Here is a 15,624-nt window from a genome sequence, read left to right as displayed (position 1 = left end):
CTTAGCGGCGCAGTGCGATGCGCGCGGTGAGCCACATGAGCAACAGGATGCCTATTTCCAGAAAGATTTGCGGGCTAAAGAGGGCTGTGGCGCTTGTTTCAAAGGCTTCGTCGAGCGCCTCGGGCGGAAACAGAAACAGCGCAAAGCCGGAGGAGGGGCCATCGGCCTCGCCATAGAGCAGGAAGGCGAAGGTGTTGTTGGCCAGGTGAAAGGCCAGTGCGGGGCCAAGCGTACCTGACCGTGCGGTGAGATCAGAGGCCAAAACGCCGAAGGCAAAGGCCCAGAGCACATATTGCAGGCTTGCCGCCCCGCCTGCGCCTGCCTCCCAATGCGCCAGCCCAAAGGCGACGTTGGTGAGGATGAGCCAGCTTGCGGGGTGTTCAAACACAGTGGCGAGCTGTTGTTGCAGGTAGCCACGGTAGAGCAGCTCTTCTGCGCCGATCTGGACAAACACCATCAGGAGCGCAGGGGGCAAAAGCACGGCCCAGAGCGCAACATTGCGGGTGCGCTCAAGCGCATCACCGCTCCACCATGGGGGGATCAGCTCAAGCACAAAGAGCAAAAACAGCAGCGGCAGAAAGACAGCTGCAAACTGCCGCGCGGCCAGCCCCGGAGGGCCGATGAGGGTGAGGGCCGCGCGCTTGTGTAAGATGCGGGTCACCAGCATCACCGCTGCGCCAAGGGCGGCAAAAGAGAGCAGTTGCGCGCCAAGGCTGAGCGGTGTTGCGCCAAGGTAGAAGGCTTCAAGCATCTCGGGGTCGGCGCGGAGCAGGAGCGCATCAATCAGATCATAGGTGATATGGTAGATCAGCTCGATCACACCAAAACCGAAGATCAGCAGCAAAAGCCCTGTGCGTTTGAACGCAGGCGCAACAAAGGCACGGTGTGGGGCATAGGGCGACGGGCGCATCTGTTAGCGGCCCAGCGAGAGCCGCGCAGCGAGCCATGCGCAAAGCAGGATCATGAGGTCATAAGGCAGCCAGACGGGCAAAAGCGCAGGGTTGGCCAGCTCGAACGGGTAGGTGTAGAGGGCAAGGCCATAGAGCCTGTCACCGGGTGCAAGATAGAGCAGCGCCGTCGCATTGACGAAGAGATGCAGCGCAATGGCCGGAGCCAATGTGCCTGAACGGGCGGTCAGATCGGCGGCGGCAAGGCCAAAGAGCGAAGCGCTGACCGCCAGCGCCCACGCGTTGCTGCCTGCGGCGGCAGGGTCATAATGTAGTGCGCCAAAGACGAGCGCGGGGAGCACAAGCCAGACCAGCGGGCTTGAGAAGCGCGCGGCAAGCTGGCTTTGGGCATAGCCGCGAAAGAGCAGCTCTTCGGAGGTGACCTGCACAAAGAGCAGTGGCAGCGACAGGGGCAGAAGCGCGAGCCAGCGCAGGTAGTCAATGTTGTGAAAGGGCTGGAGCAGCGCAGGCTCGGGCAGAACCCAGAGCAAAACGGCAAAGCCCGTGAGCGCTGTGCCGACGCGCAGAGACTGGGCGGCAAAGATGCGCCCCGCACCAAAGAGCGTGGACAGATGCCGCCCGTGCAAAAAGTTGACCACAAGTGCGAGAGAAATAATGATAAAGCCGAAAGAGGCCAGTATCGCCAGCATCCCGCGGGCGCTGCTGCCTGTGTCGATTTCGCGGGCCAGAGCGGGCCAGTCTTGCGGCGTGACCAGCTCGGCAAGCAGGGTGAAGTAGCTATAGCCGAGCGCCAGATAGCAGGCGGCCACTAGGCCCAAGCCCAAGGCAAAGCGCCAAAGCTCACGGCTTGGGCGCGCTGGGTCTGTGAGAGAGTCTTGGGCCTGATAACGCATGGCTGAGGCTTAGCCCCAAACGCGCGCGCCGCAAAGCCAAAGGCGGCGCGCTCTGCTTATTTTTGCCAAGATGTGGCTGCGGTGCTTAGGCTTCCATGGCCTTGATCATGTCAACGCGGGTGGCGTGACGCCCGCCTTCAAACTCGGCAGAGAGGAACGCATCGACGATATCCAGCGCCAGACCCTCGCCCAGAACGCGCACGCCAAGCGCGAGCATATTGGCGTCATTGTGTGCGCGGATCATGCGGGCCGAGAAGGTATCGGAGCAGACGCCGCAGCGCACACCTTTGACCTTGTTGGCCGCCATCATGATACCCTGGCCTGTGCCGCAGAGGATGATGCCAAGAGCACAATCGCCTGAGGCGACCCGCTCGGCGGCCTCGGCACCATGCTTGGGGTAGGGTGTGCTTTCGGGCGTGACAGGGCCGATATCAACCGCCTCATAGCCGAGCGCTGTAATATGGGCCGCAATGGCCTGACGTGTGCCAATGGCGGCGTGATCACTGGAAAGAACGATGCGTGTTTTGGCTGTCATGGGGTGGTCTTTCTTGAGTTGGCTATCAGGCGCGTATGCACCTGAGGGCGCTTTAGCGGCAAAACCCGCTTGGTGCAAAGGGGGACTTGGGCATTTTTGCGTGATACCTTTCTGCTTGGCCAGACGGCCAGGTTTCAGAAGATACGAAAGAGCAGGTTGAGATACAGCAAGGCAATCAAGCCAGCCGCCAGCAATAAAAAGCTAGGACAAAGGGCATAAGTAACATTAAGAAAGGTCTCGTGCTTTCGCCAGATCACCCAGCGAGGGGCAATTGCGAGGTAGGCCGATCCTGATATTATGCCGCAAATGATCGTCGCCCAGCTTAAGAAGATCAGTGTGACAGTGGTTTTTGAAATCAGCACCTCTGGTATCTTGCTTTCGAGCGTCAAGACCACGACGACTGCGGGCACGGCCAGTGCAAATAACAAGATGCCAATTATATATTTGATGACGTCTACCCGCAGCTCCTGAACGATCTGCCTGTGCTCCCGCTTGGAGTATTCAAAAACTTCGTCCTGCATTTAAACGTCCTAATTGATTTCAGGATAACAGCTATGTCTCTTTCAGCCACCGAGCGCTTGCGCGCCGGCAGTGATCACCGCTCCCTGTCAGCAGGATACACCCCGATGATCTGGATGTAGGATGTGAAATAGTCCAGCTCTTCGAGTGCCAGCTTGACGTTGGGGTCGTCGGGGTGGCCGTCGATGTCGGCGTAAAAGCGGGTGGCGGTGAAGCTGCCATCAACCATGTAGCTTTCCAGCTTGGTCATGTTGACACCGTTGGTGGCAAAGCCGCCCATGGCTTTGTAGAGCGCGGCGGGGATGTTGCGCACTTCAAAGACAAAGGTTGTCATCATGTTGAGCTTGCCACGGCGGGCGCGGTCGGGCTTTGGGCCCATTATGACAAATCGGGTCGTGTTGTGGCCGTGATCTTCGATATCACTGGCCAGAACGGTGAGGCCGTGGATGTCGGCGGCAAGTTCGGAGGCGAGGACGCCCTCATCGGTTGCGCCGCTGCGGGCCAGATCGGCCGCTGCGCCTGCACTGTCGGCTGCTGCGATCGGCTCTATGCCGTGCTCTTTAAGGAAAGTGGCGGACTGGGGCAGCAGCACGGGGTGGGCGCGCACGCGTTTCACAGCCGCAAGCGGCACGCCAGCATTGGCCATGAGCGCGATCCGCACGCGCACGAAGGCTTCATCGACAATGAACAAGCCGCAATCCGGGATCAGGCGGTGGTTGTCGGCCACGCGGCCATAGGTCGTGTTTTCGACGGGGAGCATGGCAAAATCAGCTGCGCCTGACTTGACCGCAGCGATGGCCGCCTCAAAAGAGGGGCAAGGCACGGGCGTGGCATCGGGGCGGGCTGTGCTGCAGGCTTCGTGGCTATAGGCGCCAAGCTCGCCTTGAAACGCGATCTTCTGGGTCATTTTTTAACCTTTTTCGTACATCCCCTGAGACAAGGGGCGTTTAGCCGCAGAAACTACACCTTGCGCAAAGGGAGTGGAAGCGGATAGATAACCGCCAAAAGCTACCAAACGGAATCTGGCCCATGTTTGATACAATGACGTTTACGAAAATCCTCGGCGCTGTCTGCGGATCTCTGCTTGTTCTGCTCCTCGGCAAATGGGGTGCAGAATCGCTCTATGCTGTTGGCGGTGGTCACAGCTATGGCGAAGAGCACGCAGCTGGCTACCTGATTGAAGTTGAAGACACAGGCGAAGCCGAAGTTGAGGAAGAAGGCCCCGACTTTGCAGAGCTTATGGCAGCGGCTGACATCGGCGATGGCGCGAAAGTCTTTAAGAAGTGCTCTGCCTGCCACAGCCTCGTGCAAGGCGAAAACAAAATCGGCCCGTACCTTTACGGCGTTGTGAACCGCGATATCGACGCTGCAGTCGGCTTTGAATACTCCGAAGCGCTTCTGCAAGTGGGCGACGTCTGGACACCTGAAGCGCTCAGCGCCTTCCTTGAGAACCCGCGCAAAGCGGCACCGGGCACAAGTATGAGCTTTTCTGGCCTCAAGAAAGCAACAGACCGCGCAGATGTGATTGCGTATCTGGACAGCCTTGACGACTGATCACGCCTGACATGACGACATTGCGAGCCGCCAGCGTTGAAAAACCGCTGGCGGTTTTGCGTTGTGGGGGTGTCTGATCACGAATTCTCAACTTGAATGTCAGCAGAGTTGGAAACTAGGGTGTTGTGACCCTAGATTGTTTGCATGATTTCTCTGACAGGAGGCGAGTATGACCCGACCACAGGCAACAACCGCGCGTTATGCAAAGGCTTTGGCCGATTGGCGGCCCGCACTTCTGCTGAGCGTGGGGATGCTTGCCGCATCGGCGCTTATGTTGCGCGCCGAGAGCGAGATCATCGAGAGCCACGGGTATTCCTATTTTGGCGATCTCAGCTACCCTGAGGATTATACGCATTTCAACTATGTGAACCCCGATGCGCCCAAGGGAGGCGAAATCTCTATCGCTGTGGCGGGCACCTTTGACAGCATGAACCCCTACACCCGCAAAGGCCGCGCGGCGGCTTTGGCTACGGTTGGCTACGAATCCCTTCTCGGATCGGTTTTGGCGGGGTCGGGCGCTTTGCCTGCGGATGTGGATGGAGAATATTACGGGCTGCTTGCGCACAAGCTGGAGTATCCCACGGATAAATCATGGGTGATTTTCCATATGCGCCCGGAGGCCAAGTTTTCGGATGGCAGCCCTGTGACCGCGCATGACATTGCCTTTAGCCACAACCTGCTTCTGGATCAGGGGCTGAAATCTTACGCCGATGCGGTGCGCAAGCGCATTCCCAAGGTTGAGGTTCTGGATGACCACACCATCAAGTTTTATTTTGCCGAGGGCATTTCGCGCCGTTCGTTGATTGATCAGGTGGGGTTTGTGCCTGCGTGGTCGAAGAAATGGTACGAGGAAAGTGGGGCGCGGCTGGATGAAAGCCGGCTTGAGATATCACCCGGCTCCGGGCCGTATATGGTGGAAAGCGTCGATGTGAACCGCCGCGTGACCTACCAGCGCAACCCTGAGTATTGGGGCAACGACTTGCCCATCAACCGCGGGCGGCACAACTTTGACCGTATTCGCATCGAGTATTTCGCCGATGCCACGGCGGCGTTTGAGGCCTTTAAGGCGGGTGAAGTGACCTACCGCAGCGAGGCAGACCCCAAGCGCTGGGCCACCTCTTACGAGTTTCCTGCGCGCGACAGCGGCTTTGTGAAGCTGGAAGAAATCCCCGACGGGACACCGCCTGCGAACACCGGAGTAGTCTTCAACCTCGGGCGCGACGTGCTGAAAGATGCGCGTGTGCGCGACGCTGTGGCGCTGGGCTTTAACTTTGAGTGGACCAATGCTTCGTTGCTATACGGGCTGCAAAGCCAGCAACAGTCGTTCTCGACGGGTACAAAATATGAGGCCCAAGGCGTGGCCGAGGGCGCGGAGCTGGCGTTTTTGCAAGGGTTGCAAGCCGATGTCGCCCCCGAGATGCTGAGCGCGGCGGCGCGTGTGCCGCACAGCTCAAAGCCAGAGCGGCTCAACGACCGCCGCAACCTGCGCACAGCGATGAAGCTTTTGGACGATGCGGGCTGGGCTGTGGGCGATGATGGCAAGCGCAGGAACGCTGCGGGCGAGTTGCTGACCTTGAATTTTCTTTTCAACTCGTCAGACACACCCACCAACAAGGCGCTGGCCGAAAACTTTGTGAGCAACCTGCAAGTCTTGGGGATTGATGCGAAGTTTGAAGCGGTTGACCCCTCGCAATACACGTCGCGCGAGCGCGACAAGGATTATGACCTTGTGCTTGACGGCTACCCCGCGCTGTTCGGTGTGGGCACGGGCCTGCAACAGCGCTTTGGCTCTGAAGCGGCGGAGTTCTCTCTGTTTAATCCGGCCGCGCTGGCCAGCCCTGTTGTGGACGAGATCATCGAAAAGGCGCTTTTGAGCGAGAGCCAAGCGGAAGAAGACATGATGCTGCGTGCGCTTGACCGCGCGTTGCGCCACGAATTTTTCCTCATTCCGACAGGGTATGTGGCCGATCACTGGGTTGCCTACTGGGACCAATACGGACGCCCCGAAGATATTCCGCCTTTTGCGCTCGGTGCGCTTGATTTCTGGTGGTATGACGCAGACAAGGGCGAAAACCTGAAAGAACAAGGGGCACTGCGGTAACCTTATGGGCGCCTATATCCTGCGGCGATTGCTGCTGATCATTCCGACACTTTTCGGCATTATGCTGATCAACTTTGCTCTGGCGCAGTTTGTGCCCGGTGGCCCCGTGGAGCAGGCGATTGCGCGTGCGCAGGGCGAGGGCAATGTCTTTGGCAGCTTTGCAGGGCAAGACGGCTCTGAAGCGACGCTTGGCACAAGCACAAGCGAGTATGTGGGTTCGCGGGGGTTGCCGCCCGAGTTTATTGCGGAGCTTGAAAAAGAGTTCGGCTTTGACAAACCGCCTGTGCAGCGCTTTTTCCAGATGCTGGGCAACTACATGCGCTTTGACTTTGGCGAGAGTTATTTCCGCTCTGCGAGCGTGATCGATCTGATCAAGGAGAAGCTGCCTGTCTCCATCACGCTTGGGCTTTGGTCGACCCTCATCGCCTATATGATCTCGATCCCGCTGGGGATCCGCAAGGCTGTGAAAGACGGGACACCCTTTGACACATGGACAAGCGGCGCGATTATCGCGGGCTATGCGATCCCCGGATTTCTGTTTGGTATCTTGTTGCTCACGCTTTTTGCGGGCGGCTCTTACTGGCAAATCTTTCCGTTGCGCGGCCTGACCAGCGACAACTTCGAGACGCTGAGTGCGTGGGGCAAGGTGAAAGACTACCTCTGGCACATCACCCTGCCTGTGCTGGCCTCGACCATTTCGGGCTTTGCCACGCTGACACTGCTCACCAAAAACAGCTTTTTGGACGAGATGAAAAAGCAATATGTCATGACCGCCAAGGCCAAAGGCCTGAGCGAAAGCGCGGTGCTTTATGGCCACGTGTTCCGCAACGCGATGCTGATTGTGATTGCGGGTTTTCCCGCTGTTTTCATCGGCGTGTTCTTTGGCGCCTCGCTCATCATCGAGACGATCTTTTCGCTTGATGGTCTTGGGCGGCTTGGCTTTGAAGCCGCTGTTGCGCGGGATTACCCCATTGTCTTTGGCACGCTCTTTATCTTCGGGCTGATCAGCCTCGTTGTGGGGATCTTGTCGGACCTTATGTATGTTTTGGTTGATCCGCGGATCGACTTTGAGCGGAGGGAGGGCTGATGGCTTTGATGACGCTTTCCCCCATCAATGCGCGCCGCTGGCGCAACTTCAAGACCAACAGGCGGGCCTATTGGTCGATGTGGATTTTCAGTGTGCTGTTTGTGCTGAGCCTGTTTGCCGAGTTCCTCGCCTATGACAAGCCGATCCTTGTGAACTATCGCGGCCAGTATTATGCGCCGATCTGGACTTTTTACCCCGAGACCGAATTTGGCGGAGATTTCCAGACAGAGGCGGTCTACCGCGACCCGGAGGTGCAATGCCTCATCGCCTCAGGCGGGGTTGAAGACTGCTTTGACGACCCCGAGGGTATCATTGCAGCGATTGAGGCCGGTGACTACGCGGCTGAGGGCTTTCAGAAGGGCTGGGCGATCTGGCCGCTTATTCCTTATTCGTTTGATACAGCTGTCGAGCGCCCGGGTGCGGCCCCACTGCCGCCCAATGGCGAGAACCTTCTGGGCACCGATGCCACCAAGCGCGATGTGCTGGCGCGGGTCATTCACGGCTTTCGCCTCTCGATCCTTTTCACACTGATTGTGACGGGGGCGGCCTCGATCATCGGTGTCGCGGCGGGGGCTGTGCAGGGCTATTTCGGGGGCTGGCTTGACCTTGTCTTCCAGCGCATCATCGAAATCTGGACATCTACCCCGCAGCTCTATGTGATCATCATCATGTTCGCTATTCTGGGGCGCAGTTTCTGGCTGCTTGTCGCGCTGATGGTCTTGTTTGGCTGGATGTCGCTTGTGGGTGTCGTGCGCGCCGAGTTCTTGCGGGCGCGCAACCTTGAATATGTGCGCGCGGCCAAGGCGCTTGGCGTGAGCAATGCCACGATCATGTTCCGCCATATGCTGCCCAACGCCATGGTGGCGACGCTGACGATGCTGCCGTTTATTGTGACAGGGACAATCTCTTCACTGGCTGTCCTGGACTTTCTCGGCTTTGGTCTGCCTTCAAGCGCGCCGAGCCTTGGCGAGCTGACGCTGCAAGCCAAGCAGAACCTTGAGGCGCCATGGCTGGCCTTTACGGCGTTTTTCACCTTTGCAATCATGCTCTCGCTGCTTGTTTTCATCTTTGAGGGCGTGCGTGATGCCTTTGATCCGAGAAAGACCTTCCAATGAGTTTGCTTGAGGTTCAGGGCCTGAACGTCACCTTCCGTCAGGATGGCAAGGCCAACCACGCGGTGAAAGATGTGAGCTTTAGCGTGGACCGTGGCGAGACGGTTGCGCTGGTGGGCGAGAGCGGCTCTGGCAAGTCGGTGAGTGCGCTTTGCACCGTGTCTTTGCTCGGTGACAGCGCCGAGGTGTCTGGCTCTGTCAAATATGACGGCCAAGAGATGATCGGGGCGAAGGAGAAGCTGCTGCGCAAGGTGCGTGGCAATGACATCAGCTTCATTTTTCAGGAGCCGATGACCTCGCTGAACCCTTTGCACACGATTGAGAAGCAGCTTGGCGAGAGCCTTGCCCTGCATCAGGGCGTGGGCCGCAAAGAGGCGCGCGGGCAGATCTTGGAGCTGCTGGAGAAAGTCGGCATCCGCGATGCTGCGAGCCGCCTGACCGCCTACCCCCACGAGCTTTCGGGCGGGCAGCGCCAGCGTGTGATGATTGCCATGGCGCTGGCCAACAAGCCTGACATTCTGATTGCGGATGAGCCGACAACCGCGCTTGATGTGACCATTCAGGCGCAAATTCTGGAGCTGCTCAACGAGCTGAAAGCCAGCGAGAATATGGGGCTGTTGTTCATCACCCATGACTTGGGCGTGGTGCAGCGCTTTGCCGATAAAGTCTGCGTGATGAAGAGCGGCGAGATTGTCGAGACGGGGCAAGCGGCCGCTGTGTTTGACGCGCCAAAGCACCCCTATACCCAAAAGCTCTTGGCCGCACGCGCTGTGGGCCAGCCCGAGCCGGTGCCTGAAGGGGCCAAAGAGATTGTGAGCACCGAGAATTTGCGCGTCTGGTTTCCGATCAAGACGGGGCTGATGAAGCGGGTGACGGGGCATGTGAAGGCAGTGAATGCGGCCAGCCTGTCTGTGCGTGCAGGCGAAACGCTGGGGATTGTCGGAGAAAGCGGCTCTGGCAAGACCACGCTGGCGCTGGCCATCATGCGGCTGATCGGCAGTGAAGGGGGCATCACCTATCAGGGCGAGGATGTGCGCGGCTGGAGCACGAAGAAGCTGCGCAGCCTGCGCCGCGAGATGCAGATTGTCTTTCAGGACCCCTATGGCTCGCTCAGCCCGCGTATGAGCTGTGCCGAGATCATTGCCGAGGGTCTCGGCGTTCATGGCAAGCCCGAGGGCAAGAGCGAGCGCGCGCTTGTGGCCGAGGTTATGGAAGAGGTTGGCCTCGACCCTGCCACGATGGACCGCTACCCTCACGAGTTTTCAGGCGGGCAGCGCCAGCGCATCGCCATTGCGCGGGCGATGATCTTGCGGCCCAAGCTTGTTGTGCTTGATGAGCCGACAAGTGCGCTTGATATGACCGTTCAGGTGCAAATTGTGGATTTGCTGCGCGACCTTCAGCGCAAATACGGGCTGGCGTATTTGTTTATCAGCCATGACCTCAACGTGGTGCGCGCGATGAGCCACAAGGTGCTTGTGATGAAGCAGGGCGATGTCATTGAGGCAGGGACGGCAGAAGATCTGTTTGAACGCCCGCAGACCGACTATGCCAAGACGCTGCTGACAGCGGCACTGGAGCTGAAGGCCAGCGGCGCGACGGAGTAACGTGTTGCGCTGCGCTGGCGCGCATCGCGGTGGGCCTCGCTTCGCTCGGCCAGATTCTGGCCTCCGGCGGGGATATTTAGAGCAAAAAGAAAGAGCCGATCAGATCGCCGAACTGTGGCCTGCTTTGCTGAGGTCATAGGCATCAAAGGCACGTGCGATAAGCCGTGTCAGCGGGCGCATGGCCTCGGGGATGAAGAGCCCTTCGGCTGTCACGCTGAGACGGTTTGCAAAGCGCATATTGGCTTCGGTCATCATCTTTTGAAGCTCTGTTGTCGAGATGTGGTGCTCCGAGACGATCTCGGCGGCATCAATGCGGAAATCGCACATGATCATCTCGATCAAGCGGCTGCGCAGCTTGTCTTCATCGGAAAAGGCGTGGCCCCGTGATGTCGAGAAGTGGCCCTCTTCGATCTTTTTGGTGTGGGCCGAAGTGGCGGGCGCGTTTTGCGCGTAGCCCTGCGGGAAGCGCGAGATAGACGAGGCGCCAAGGCCGATAAGCACATCACTGGTGTCGTCGGTGTAGCCTTGAAAGTTGCGGCGCAGCTTGCCGGTATTTTGGGCGCGCGTCAGCCCGTCATCTGGGCGGGCGAAGTGGTCAATCCCGATTTCGGCGTAGCCATCCCAGACAAAGAGCTTGCGCGCGGCCTCAAAGAGGTCGAGCCGCTCTTCGGGTGTGGGGAGCGCCTCTGAAGGGATCATCTGCTGGCGTTTGGCCATCCATGGCACGTGGGCATAGCCGTAAAGGGCAACGCGGTCAGGCGAGAGGGCGAGCAGCTTTTGCACGCTCTCTGTGATGCGTTCTTTTGACTGGTGTGGCAGGCCAAAGAGAATGTCGGCGTTCAGGCTTTCCACGCCATGTGCACGGATCATATCAATGGCGCTGCGCGTCGCTTCAAAACTCTGGATGCGGCCAATGGCGCGTTGGATTTCATCGTCAAAATCCTGCACCCCAATGGACGCACGGTTCATGCCTGCAGCGGCCAGCGCATCAAGGCGGGCGCTGTCGATCTCGTTGGGGTCGATCTCTACAGAAAATTCATAGTCAGGGGCAAAGGGTGCGACTTTTGCGATCTCTTCGGCCAGTTCGCGCATCATATCGGCGCTGAGAAGTGTTGGTGTGCCCCCGCCCCAATGCAGCCGTGCAAGGCGCACGCCGCGTGGCAAGGTGGCTTGCAAAAGCGCCAGCTCGTCTTTGAGCACCTGAAGATAGGCGCGCACGGGCGCTTCTTTTTGGGTGCCTTGCGTGCGGCAGGCGCAAAACCAGCAGAGTCGTCGGCAGAAGGGCACGTGGATATAGAGCGAAATCGCGCTGCCCTCCGGGATCACCGAGATCCAGCGGGCGAACATATCGCCTGTGATGGAAGGGGTGAACTGGGGCGATGTCGGGTAGCTTGTATAACGCGGTACCTTTGCGTCAAATAGCCCTAAATCTGCGAGTTGAGTTTTTGTCATCATAGGGCTAGGCTTAAACGTAGGAACGAGTATCGTCATTGATACAGATCAAGCGCGCGAAGTGAAAAAATGCAGACGACCACAGTAACGGATCTACCGCGAGAGTGCGGGGATTGCCCCATCAGACACAGGGCTGTTTGTGCCCGCTGCGAGGGCGAGGAACTCGACCGCCTCGAAGAGATCAAATATTACAGAACCTATGAGGCAGGTCAGACCGTTGTCTGGTCCGGCGATCGTATGGAGTTTGTCGGGTCGGTTGTAAAAGGGGTGGCCTCGCTCACCCAAGCGATGGAAGACGGGCGCACCCAGATGGTCGGGTTGCTTCTGCCCTCTGATTTTGTCGGCCGTCCCGGGCGTGAGGCAGCTGCATATGATGTTGTCGCAACGACAGATGTTGTGATGTGTTGTTTCCGCAAGAAACCTTTTGAAGACATGATGGAACGCACACCGCATATTGCGCAGCGCTTGCTTGAGATGACGCTTGACGAGCTTGATGCAGCGCGTGAGTGGATGCTTGTGTTGGGTCGCAAAACAGCGCGCGAAAAGATTGCCAGCCTGCTGAGCATTATTGCCCGACGTGACGCGACGCTGAATCTTGCAAAAGGGCAGGGGCCACTTGAGTTTGACCTGCCACTGACGCGCGAGGCGATGGCCGATTATCTCGGTCTGACGCTTGAAACCGTGAGTCGCCAGATCAACGCACTCAAGCGGGATGGCGTGATCGACCTCGTGGGCAAGCGCCATGTGCTTGTACCCGATTTTGACCGCCTTACCGAAGAAGCTGGCGATGATTCTGACGGCGGTATGTTGAGCTAGCACTCCGTCTCCGAGGCTTTCAGCCTTTCTTTTTGCTAAAAATATCCCGGGGGGAGAGTTTCAATAACCATCGGGCTATTGAAACTGAGGGGGGGCTGGCCCCCCTCAGAGGATCGGATTTGCGAAGCAAATTCGAGCTTACTTTAATGTGCCATGAAAACAGGCAGCTTTGACTGCTCCAGCATATAGCGTGTTGCGCCACCCAATATGGCTTCGCGGAAGCGCGAGTGGCCGTAAGCGCCCATCACCACCAGATCGGCGTTCACATCCGTGGCATGGCGCAAGAGCACATCCGAGACACGGGGCATGGTTTTGGAGAGCACGTCGATCTCGGTGTGCACACCGTGGCGCGCAAGCCAGACTGACAAAAGTCCGCCGGGGTCCGAGCGGTTCGGCCCGTGTTTGGGCGGGTCAATAACCACAACATGCACCTTATCGGCTTGCTCGAGCAACGGCATGGCCGCGCGGACAGCGCTGAGCGCTTCGTCGCTTTCGTTCCAGCCGATCACCACTGTTTTGGGCGCGCCGAGCGGCTCAAGCTTTTCGGGAATGATAAGCACAGGCACGCGGGCTTCAAAGAGGCAGGCCTCGACGAGCGCTTCCTGTTCTGGGCCGCGGTCTTCGCCGTAGGGTGTGGGCAAAATGGCGATATCGGCAAAGCGTGCGCGCGTGGCGGCGTGGCGGCCGATGTCGGGCAGCTGCGCCATGCCGTGGTCACAGCTCCAGCGCGTGTCTGTTTTGCCAAGCTCTGTCTGTGCGAGCTTTTCCAGCGCAAGGGAGTCTTCATTGGCCTTTTCGATGACCTCCTGAAGCACCATGGCGTTGGCCCCTGCGTAGTAATAGCCTGTTTGGCTGCGATCAACGCCAAGGCAGAGGGTATCAAGGTGGGCGTCAAAGCTGTCACAGATGGCGCTCGCATGGGCCAGCATGGGCTTGGCGAGGCTGTCTTGGGAGAGCGCGGTGAAGATTGTTTTGTAGGACATCTCAGTTCTCCAAGGTTGATGTTCCCTCTCAGGCTAGGAGCCTTTTGCGCAGCTTGCATTGAAGCAGATCAAGAAATTTGGAGAGGCTTCTTGATGCAGATCAAGGCGACGATCCCGCCCTCAGACCAAAAGAGGCTCAGGAAAATCGCCCTGACGCACGAAAGAATCGTGTGCGGGTAAGACGAAGGGACGAAACATGGGTAACTACATCAAGCTGGTTGTGCTCGCTCTCATCACGCTTTTTGCGTTGATAGCGACCAACTTTGCGCGCGACCTGGCCTATTTGGTCAACGCGCTGACAGTTGCGCTTGCGGCAGGTGGACTTTTCATCTGGACGTTGCGCAGAACGGGAGATGACGCACCAAGCGTAGATCTTTCAGGAGAATATATGGACGGCGTGGTGCGCGCGGGTGTGGTTGCAACAGCTCTTTGGGGTGTTGTGGGCTTTCTCGTCGGTGTCACCATCGCTTTCCAGCTGGCCTTTCCGGCGCTCAACTTTGAATGGGCGCAAGGGCTTGCCAACTTCGGACGCCTGCGGCCACTGCACACAAGTGCGGTGATTTTTGCGTTTGGGGGCAATGCTCTTATCGCCACATCTTTTTATGTCGTGCAGCGCACCAGCGCCGCGCGCCTTTGGGGTGGCAATCTGGCGTGGTTCGTCTTCTGGGGCTTCCAGCTTATGATCGTTCTTGCGGCAACGGGGTATTTGCTCGGTGCAACGCAATCCAAGGAATATGCCGAACCCGAGTGGTATGTTGACTGGTGGCTGACAATTGTCTGGCTTGCTTACCTTGCTGTCTTTGTGGGTACGCTTGTGAAGCGTAAAGAGCCGCACATTTATGTGGCCAACTGGTTCTACCTGTCCTTCATCATCACGGTTGCGATGCTTCATGTTGTGAACAACCTGAGCATCCCAGTCTCCATCTTCGGCTCGAAGTCTGTTCAGGTCTTCTCGGGTGTTCAGGATGCGATGACGCAGTGGTGGTATGGCCACAACGCCGTGGGCTTCTTCCTCACAGCGGGCTTTTTGGGCATGATGTACTACTTCATCCCCAAGCAGGCAGAACGCCCTGTCTTCTCCTACAAGCTGTCGATCATCCACTTCTGGGCGCTGATCTTCATCTATATCTGGGCTGGTCCTCACCACCTTCACTACACAGCTCTGCCTGACTGGGCTTCGACGCTGGGTATGGTGTTCTCGATCGTGCTCTGGATGCCGTCATGGGGCGGTATGATCAACGGTCTGATGACGCTTTCAGGCGCATGGGACAAGCTGCGCACCGATCCGATCATCCGTATGATGGTTATCTCGGTGGGCTTTTACGGCATGTCCACATTTGAAGGCCCGATGATGTCGATCCGTGCGGTGAACTCGCTGTCACACTACACCGACTGGACAATCGGCCACGTGCACTCGGGTGCTTTGGGCTGGAACGGTATGATCACCTTTGGCGCGCTTTACTTCCTTGTGCCCAAGTTGTGGAACCGTGAGCGCCTCTACAGCCTGCGTCTTGTCAGCTGGCACTTCTGGCTCGCGACCATCGGCATCATCCTTTACGCGGCATCCATGTGGGTGACGGGTATCATGGAAGGCCTGATGTGGCGTGAAGTTGATGCCAACGGTTTCCTTGTGAACTCGTTTGCTGACACTGTGAGTGCCAAATTCCCGATGTATGTTGTGCGCGGTCTGGGCGGAACGCTGTTCCTCGCTGGTGCCATCATCATGTGTTACAACCTTTGGATGACTGTAAAACGTTCGCCGGCTGTCGAAGCCACGAACGGCGTCGTCCCTGCAGAATAAGGAGGGATAGAGAATGGCTATTCTTGACAAACACGCAATCCTTGAGCGCAACGTAACGCTCCTTGCGATCTTCGCCTTCCTTGTTGTGACAGTCGGTGGCATTGTGCAGATTGCACCGCTGTTCTGGCTCGAAAACACCATTGAGGATGTAGAGGGCATGCGCCCCTACACCCCTCTGGAGTTGGCAGGACGTGACATCTACATCCGCGAAGGCTGCTATGTCTGCCACAGCCAGATGATCCGCCCGATGCGCGACGAA

Annotated in this window: 15 protein-coding genes; 8 read left to right on the top strand and 7 right to left on the bottom strand. The window is 58.1% G+C overall.

The genetic code is table 11. From position 1 onward, the window contains the following. Position 1 precedes the first annotated feature (1 nt). The 5 genes from ACTG3X_RS09775 to ACTG3X_RS09755 all read right to left on the bottom strand — a co-directional run bounded on the left by ACTG3X_RS09775 (position 2) and on the right by ACTG3X_RS09755 (position 3,762). Positions 2-910: a lysostaphin resistance A-like protein gene (locus ACTG3X_RS09775; protein WP_439111078.1), complete on the bottom strand. Its 909-nt coding sequence runs from the start codon at positions 908-910 to the stop codon at positions 2-4. A 3-nt stretch (positions 911-913) separates the two neighbouring features. Then, positions 914-1,801, bottom strand: coding sequence for a lysostaphin resistance A-like protein (locus ACTG3X_RS09770; RefSeq protein WP_439111076.1), 888 nt, complete (start codon positions 1,799-1,801; stop codon positions 914-916). A gap of 85 nt (positions 1,802-1,886) precedes the next feature. After that, the gene (rpiB, locus tag ACTG3X_RS09765) at positions 1,887-2,336 is read right to left on the bottom strand and encodes a ribose 5-phosphate isomerase B (protein ID WP_439111075.1); all 450 of its coding nucleotides are present in this window, start codon (positions 2,334-2,336) and stop codon (positions 1,887-1,889) included. Positions 2,337-2,470: 134 nt separating this feature from the next. After that, positions 2,471-2,857: a hypothetical protein gene (locus ACTG3X_RS09760; RefSeq protein ID WP_439111074.1), complete on the bottom strand. Its 387-nt coding sequence runs from the start codon at positions 2,855-2,857 to the stop codon at positions 2,471-2,473. Between the two features lie 74 nt (positions 2,858-2,931). Further along, positions 2,932-3,762, bottom strand: a complete 831-nt coding sequence (locus ACTG3X_RS09755) for a prephenate dehydratase (protein WP_439111073.1) — start codon at positions 3,760-3,762, stop codon at positions 2,932-2,934. 122 nt (positions 3,763-3,884) lie between these two features. Here ACTG3X_RS09755 and ACTG3X_RS09750 point away from each other — a divergent pair, with 122 nt between their 5' ends. The 5 genes from ACTG3X_RS09750 (at position 3,885) to ACTG3X_RS09730 (ending at position 10,313) form a co-directional block, all read left to right on the top strand. Further along, on the top strand, positions 3,885-4,409 hold the full coding sequence (locus ACTG3X_RS09750; protein WP_439111072.1) for a c-type cytochrome: 525 nt from the start codon (positions 3,885-3,887) through the stop codon (positions 4,407-4,409). Positions 4,410-4,578: 169 nt separating this feature from the next. Beyond that, the gene (locus ACTG3X_RS09745; protein ID WP_439111071.1) at positions 4,579-6,510 is read left to right on the top strand and encodes an extracellular solute-binding protein; all 1,932 of its coding nucleotides are present in this window, start codon (positions 4,579-4,581) and stop codon (positions 6,508-6,510) included. Between the two features lie 4 nt (positions 6,511-6,514). Continuing rightward, positions 6,515-7,597: a microcin C ABC transporter permease YejB gene (locus ACTG3X_RS09740; protein ID WP_439111070.1), complete on the top strand. Its 1,083-nt coding sequence runs from the start codon at positions 6,515-6,517 to the stop codon at positions 7,595-7,597. An 8-nt stretch (positions 7,598-7,605) separates the two neighbouring features. Then, positions 7,606-8,712 (top strand): ABC transporter permease, encoded by a 1,107-nt coding sequence (locus tag ACTG3X_RS09735; RefSeq protein ID WP_439111149.1) that lies wholly within the window; start codon positions 7,606-7,608, stop codon positions 8,710-8,712. Further along, the gene (locus ACTG3X_RS09730) at positions 8,709-10,313 is read left to right on the top strand and encodes an ABC transporter ATP-binding protein (RefSeq protein ID WP_439111069.1); all 1,605 of its coding nucleotides are present in this window, start codon (positions 8,709-8,711) and stop codon (positions 10,311-10,313) included. Before ACTG3X_RS09735 ends, ACTG3X_RS09730 begins: the two co-directional genes overlap by 4 nt. A 99-nt stretch (positions 10,314-10,412) precedes the next feature. Here the strand turns inward: ACTG3X_RS09730 and hemN are convergent, their stop codons facing one another. Continuing rightward, the gene (hemN, locus tag ACTG3X_RS09725) at positions 10,413-11,768 is read right to left on the bottom strand and encodes an oxygen-independent coproporphyrinogen III oxidase (RefSeq protein WP_439111067.1); all 1,356 of its coding nucleotides are present in this window, start codon (positions 11,766-11,768) and stop codon (positions 10,413-10,415) included. 66 nt (positions 11,769-11,834) lie between these two features. Between hemN and fnrL the strand changes: the two genes are divergently transcribed. Beyond that, positions 11,835-12,581 carry a transcriptional regulator FnrL gene (gene fnrL / locus ACTG3X_RS09720; protein WP_439111066.1) on the top strand — a complete coding sequence of 249 codons (747 nt, stop codon included), beginning with the start codon at positions 11,835-11,837 and terminating at the stop codon, positions 12,579-12,581. A gap of 143 nt (positions 12,582-12,724) precedes the next feature. On the opposite strand, the gene ACTG3X_RS09715 is transcribed toward fnrL, so the two are convergent. Beyond that, entirely contained in the window at positions 12,725-13,564 is an 840-nt protein-coding gene (locus tag ACTG3X_RS09715) for a universal stress protein (protein ID WP_439111065.1), read from the bottom strand. Between the two features lie 196 nt (positions 13,565-13,760). Between ACTG3X_RS09715 and ccoN the strand changes: the two genes are divergently transcribed. Together ccoN and ACTG3X_RS09705 are read left to right on the top strand one after the other, a co-directional pair. Then, complete coding sequence (gene ccoN, locus ACTG3X_RS09710; protein ID WP_439111064.1) at positions 13,761-15,365, top strand: cytochrome-c oxidase, cbb3-type subunit I; 1,605 nt, start codon at positions 13,761-13,763, stop codon at positions 15,363-15,365. Positions 15,366-15,378: 13 nt separating this feature from the next. Further along, positions 15,379-15,624 (top strand): cbb3-type cytochrome c oxidase subunit II (locus ACTG3X_RS09705; protein ID WP_439111063.1); only part of this gene is annotated, 246 nt, incomplete at its 3' end.

The sequence above is a fragment of the Lentibacter sp. genome, from assembly GCF_965658795.1.
Classification (GTDB): Bacteria; Pseudomonadota; Alphaproteobacteria; order Rhodobacterales; family Rhodobacteraceae; genus Lentibacter.
Note: the sequence above shows the minus strand (reverse complement) of the source record. Positions and strands in the feature narration are given on the sequence as shown.

Coding starts and splice junctions, on each gene's coding strand:
- ACTG3X_RS09775 (WP_439111078.1), bottom strand. CDS start 910: ATGCGCCCGTCGCCCTATGCCCCACACCGTGCCTTTGTTGCGCCTGCG.
- ACTG3X_RS09770 (WP_439111076.1), bottom strand. CDS start 1,801: ATGCGTTATCAGGCCCAAGACTCTCTCACAGACCCAGCGCGCCCAAGC.
- rpiB (WP_439111075.1), bottom strand. CDS start 2,336: ATGACAGCCAAAACACGCATCGTTCTTTCCAGTGATCACGCCGCCATT.
- ACTG3X_RS09760 (WP_439111074.1), bottom strand. CDS start 2,857: ATGCAGGACGAAGTTTTTGAATACTCCAAGCGGGAGCACAGGCAGATC.
- ACTG3X_RS09755 (WP_439111073.1), bottom strand. CDS start 3,762: ATGACCCAGAAGATCGCGTTTCAAGGCGAGCTTGGCGCCTATAGCCAC.
- ACTG3X_RS09750 (WP_439111072.1), top strand. CDS start 3,885: ATGTTTGATACAATGACGTTTACGAAAATCCTCGGCGCTGTCTGCGGA.
- ACTG3X_RS09745 (WP_439111071.1), top strand. CDS start 4,579: ATGACCCGACCACAGGCAACAACCGCGCGTTATGCAAAGGCTTTGGCC.
- ACTG3X_RS09740 (WP_439111070.1), top strand. CDS start 6,515: ATGGGCGCCTATATCCTGCGGCGATTGCTGCTGATCATTCCGACACTT.
- ACTG3X_RS09735 (WP_439111149.1), top strand. CDS start 7,606: ATGACGCTTTCCCCCATCAATGCGCGCCGCTGGCGCAACTTCAAGACC.
- ACTG3X_RS09730 (WP_439111069.1), top strand. CDS start 8,709: ATGAGTTTGCTTGAGGTTCAGGGCCTGAACGTCACCTTCCGTCAGGAT.
- hemN (WP_439111067.1), bottom strand. CDS start 11,768: ATGATGACAAAAACTCAACTCGCAGATTTAGGGCTATTTGACGCAAAG.
- fnrL (WP_439111066.1), top strand. CDS start 11,835: ATGCAGACGACCACAGTAACGGATCTACCGCGAGAGTGCGGGGATTGC.
- ACTG3X_RS09715 (WP_439111065.1), bottom strand. CDS start 13,564: ATGTCCTACAAAACAATCTTCACCGCGCTCTCCCAAGACAGCCTCGCC.
- ccoN (WP_439111064.1), top strand. CDS start 13,761: ATGGGTAACTACATCAAGCTGGTTGTGCTCGCTCTCATCACGCTTTTT.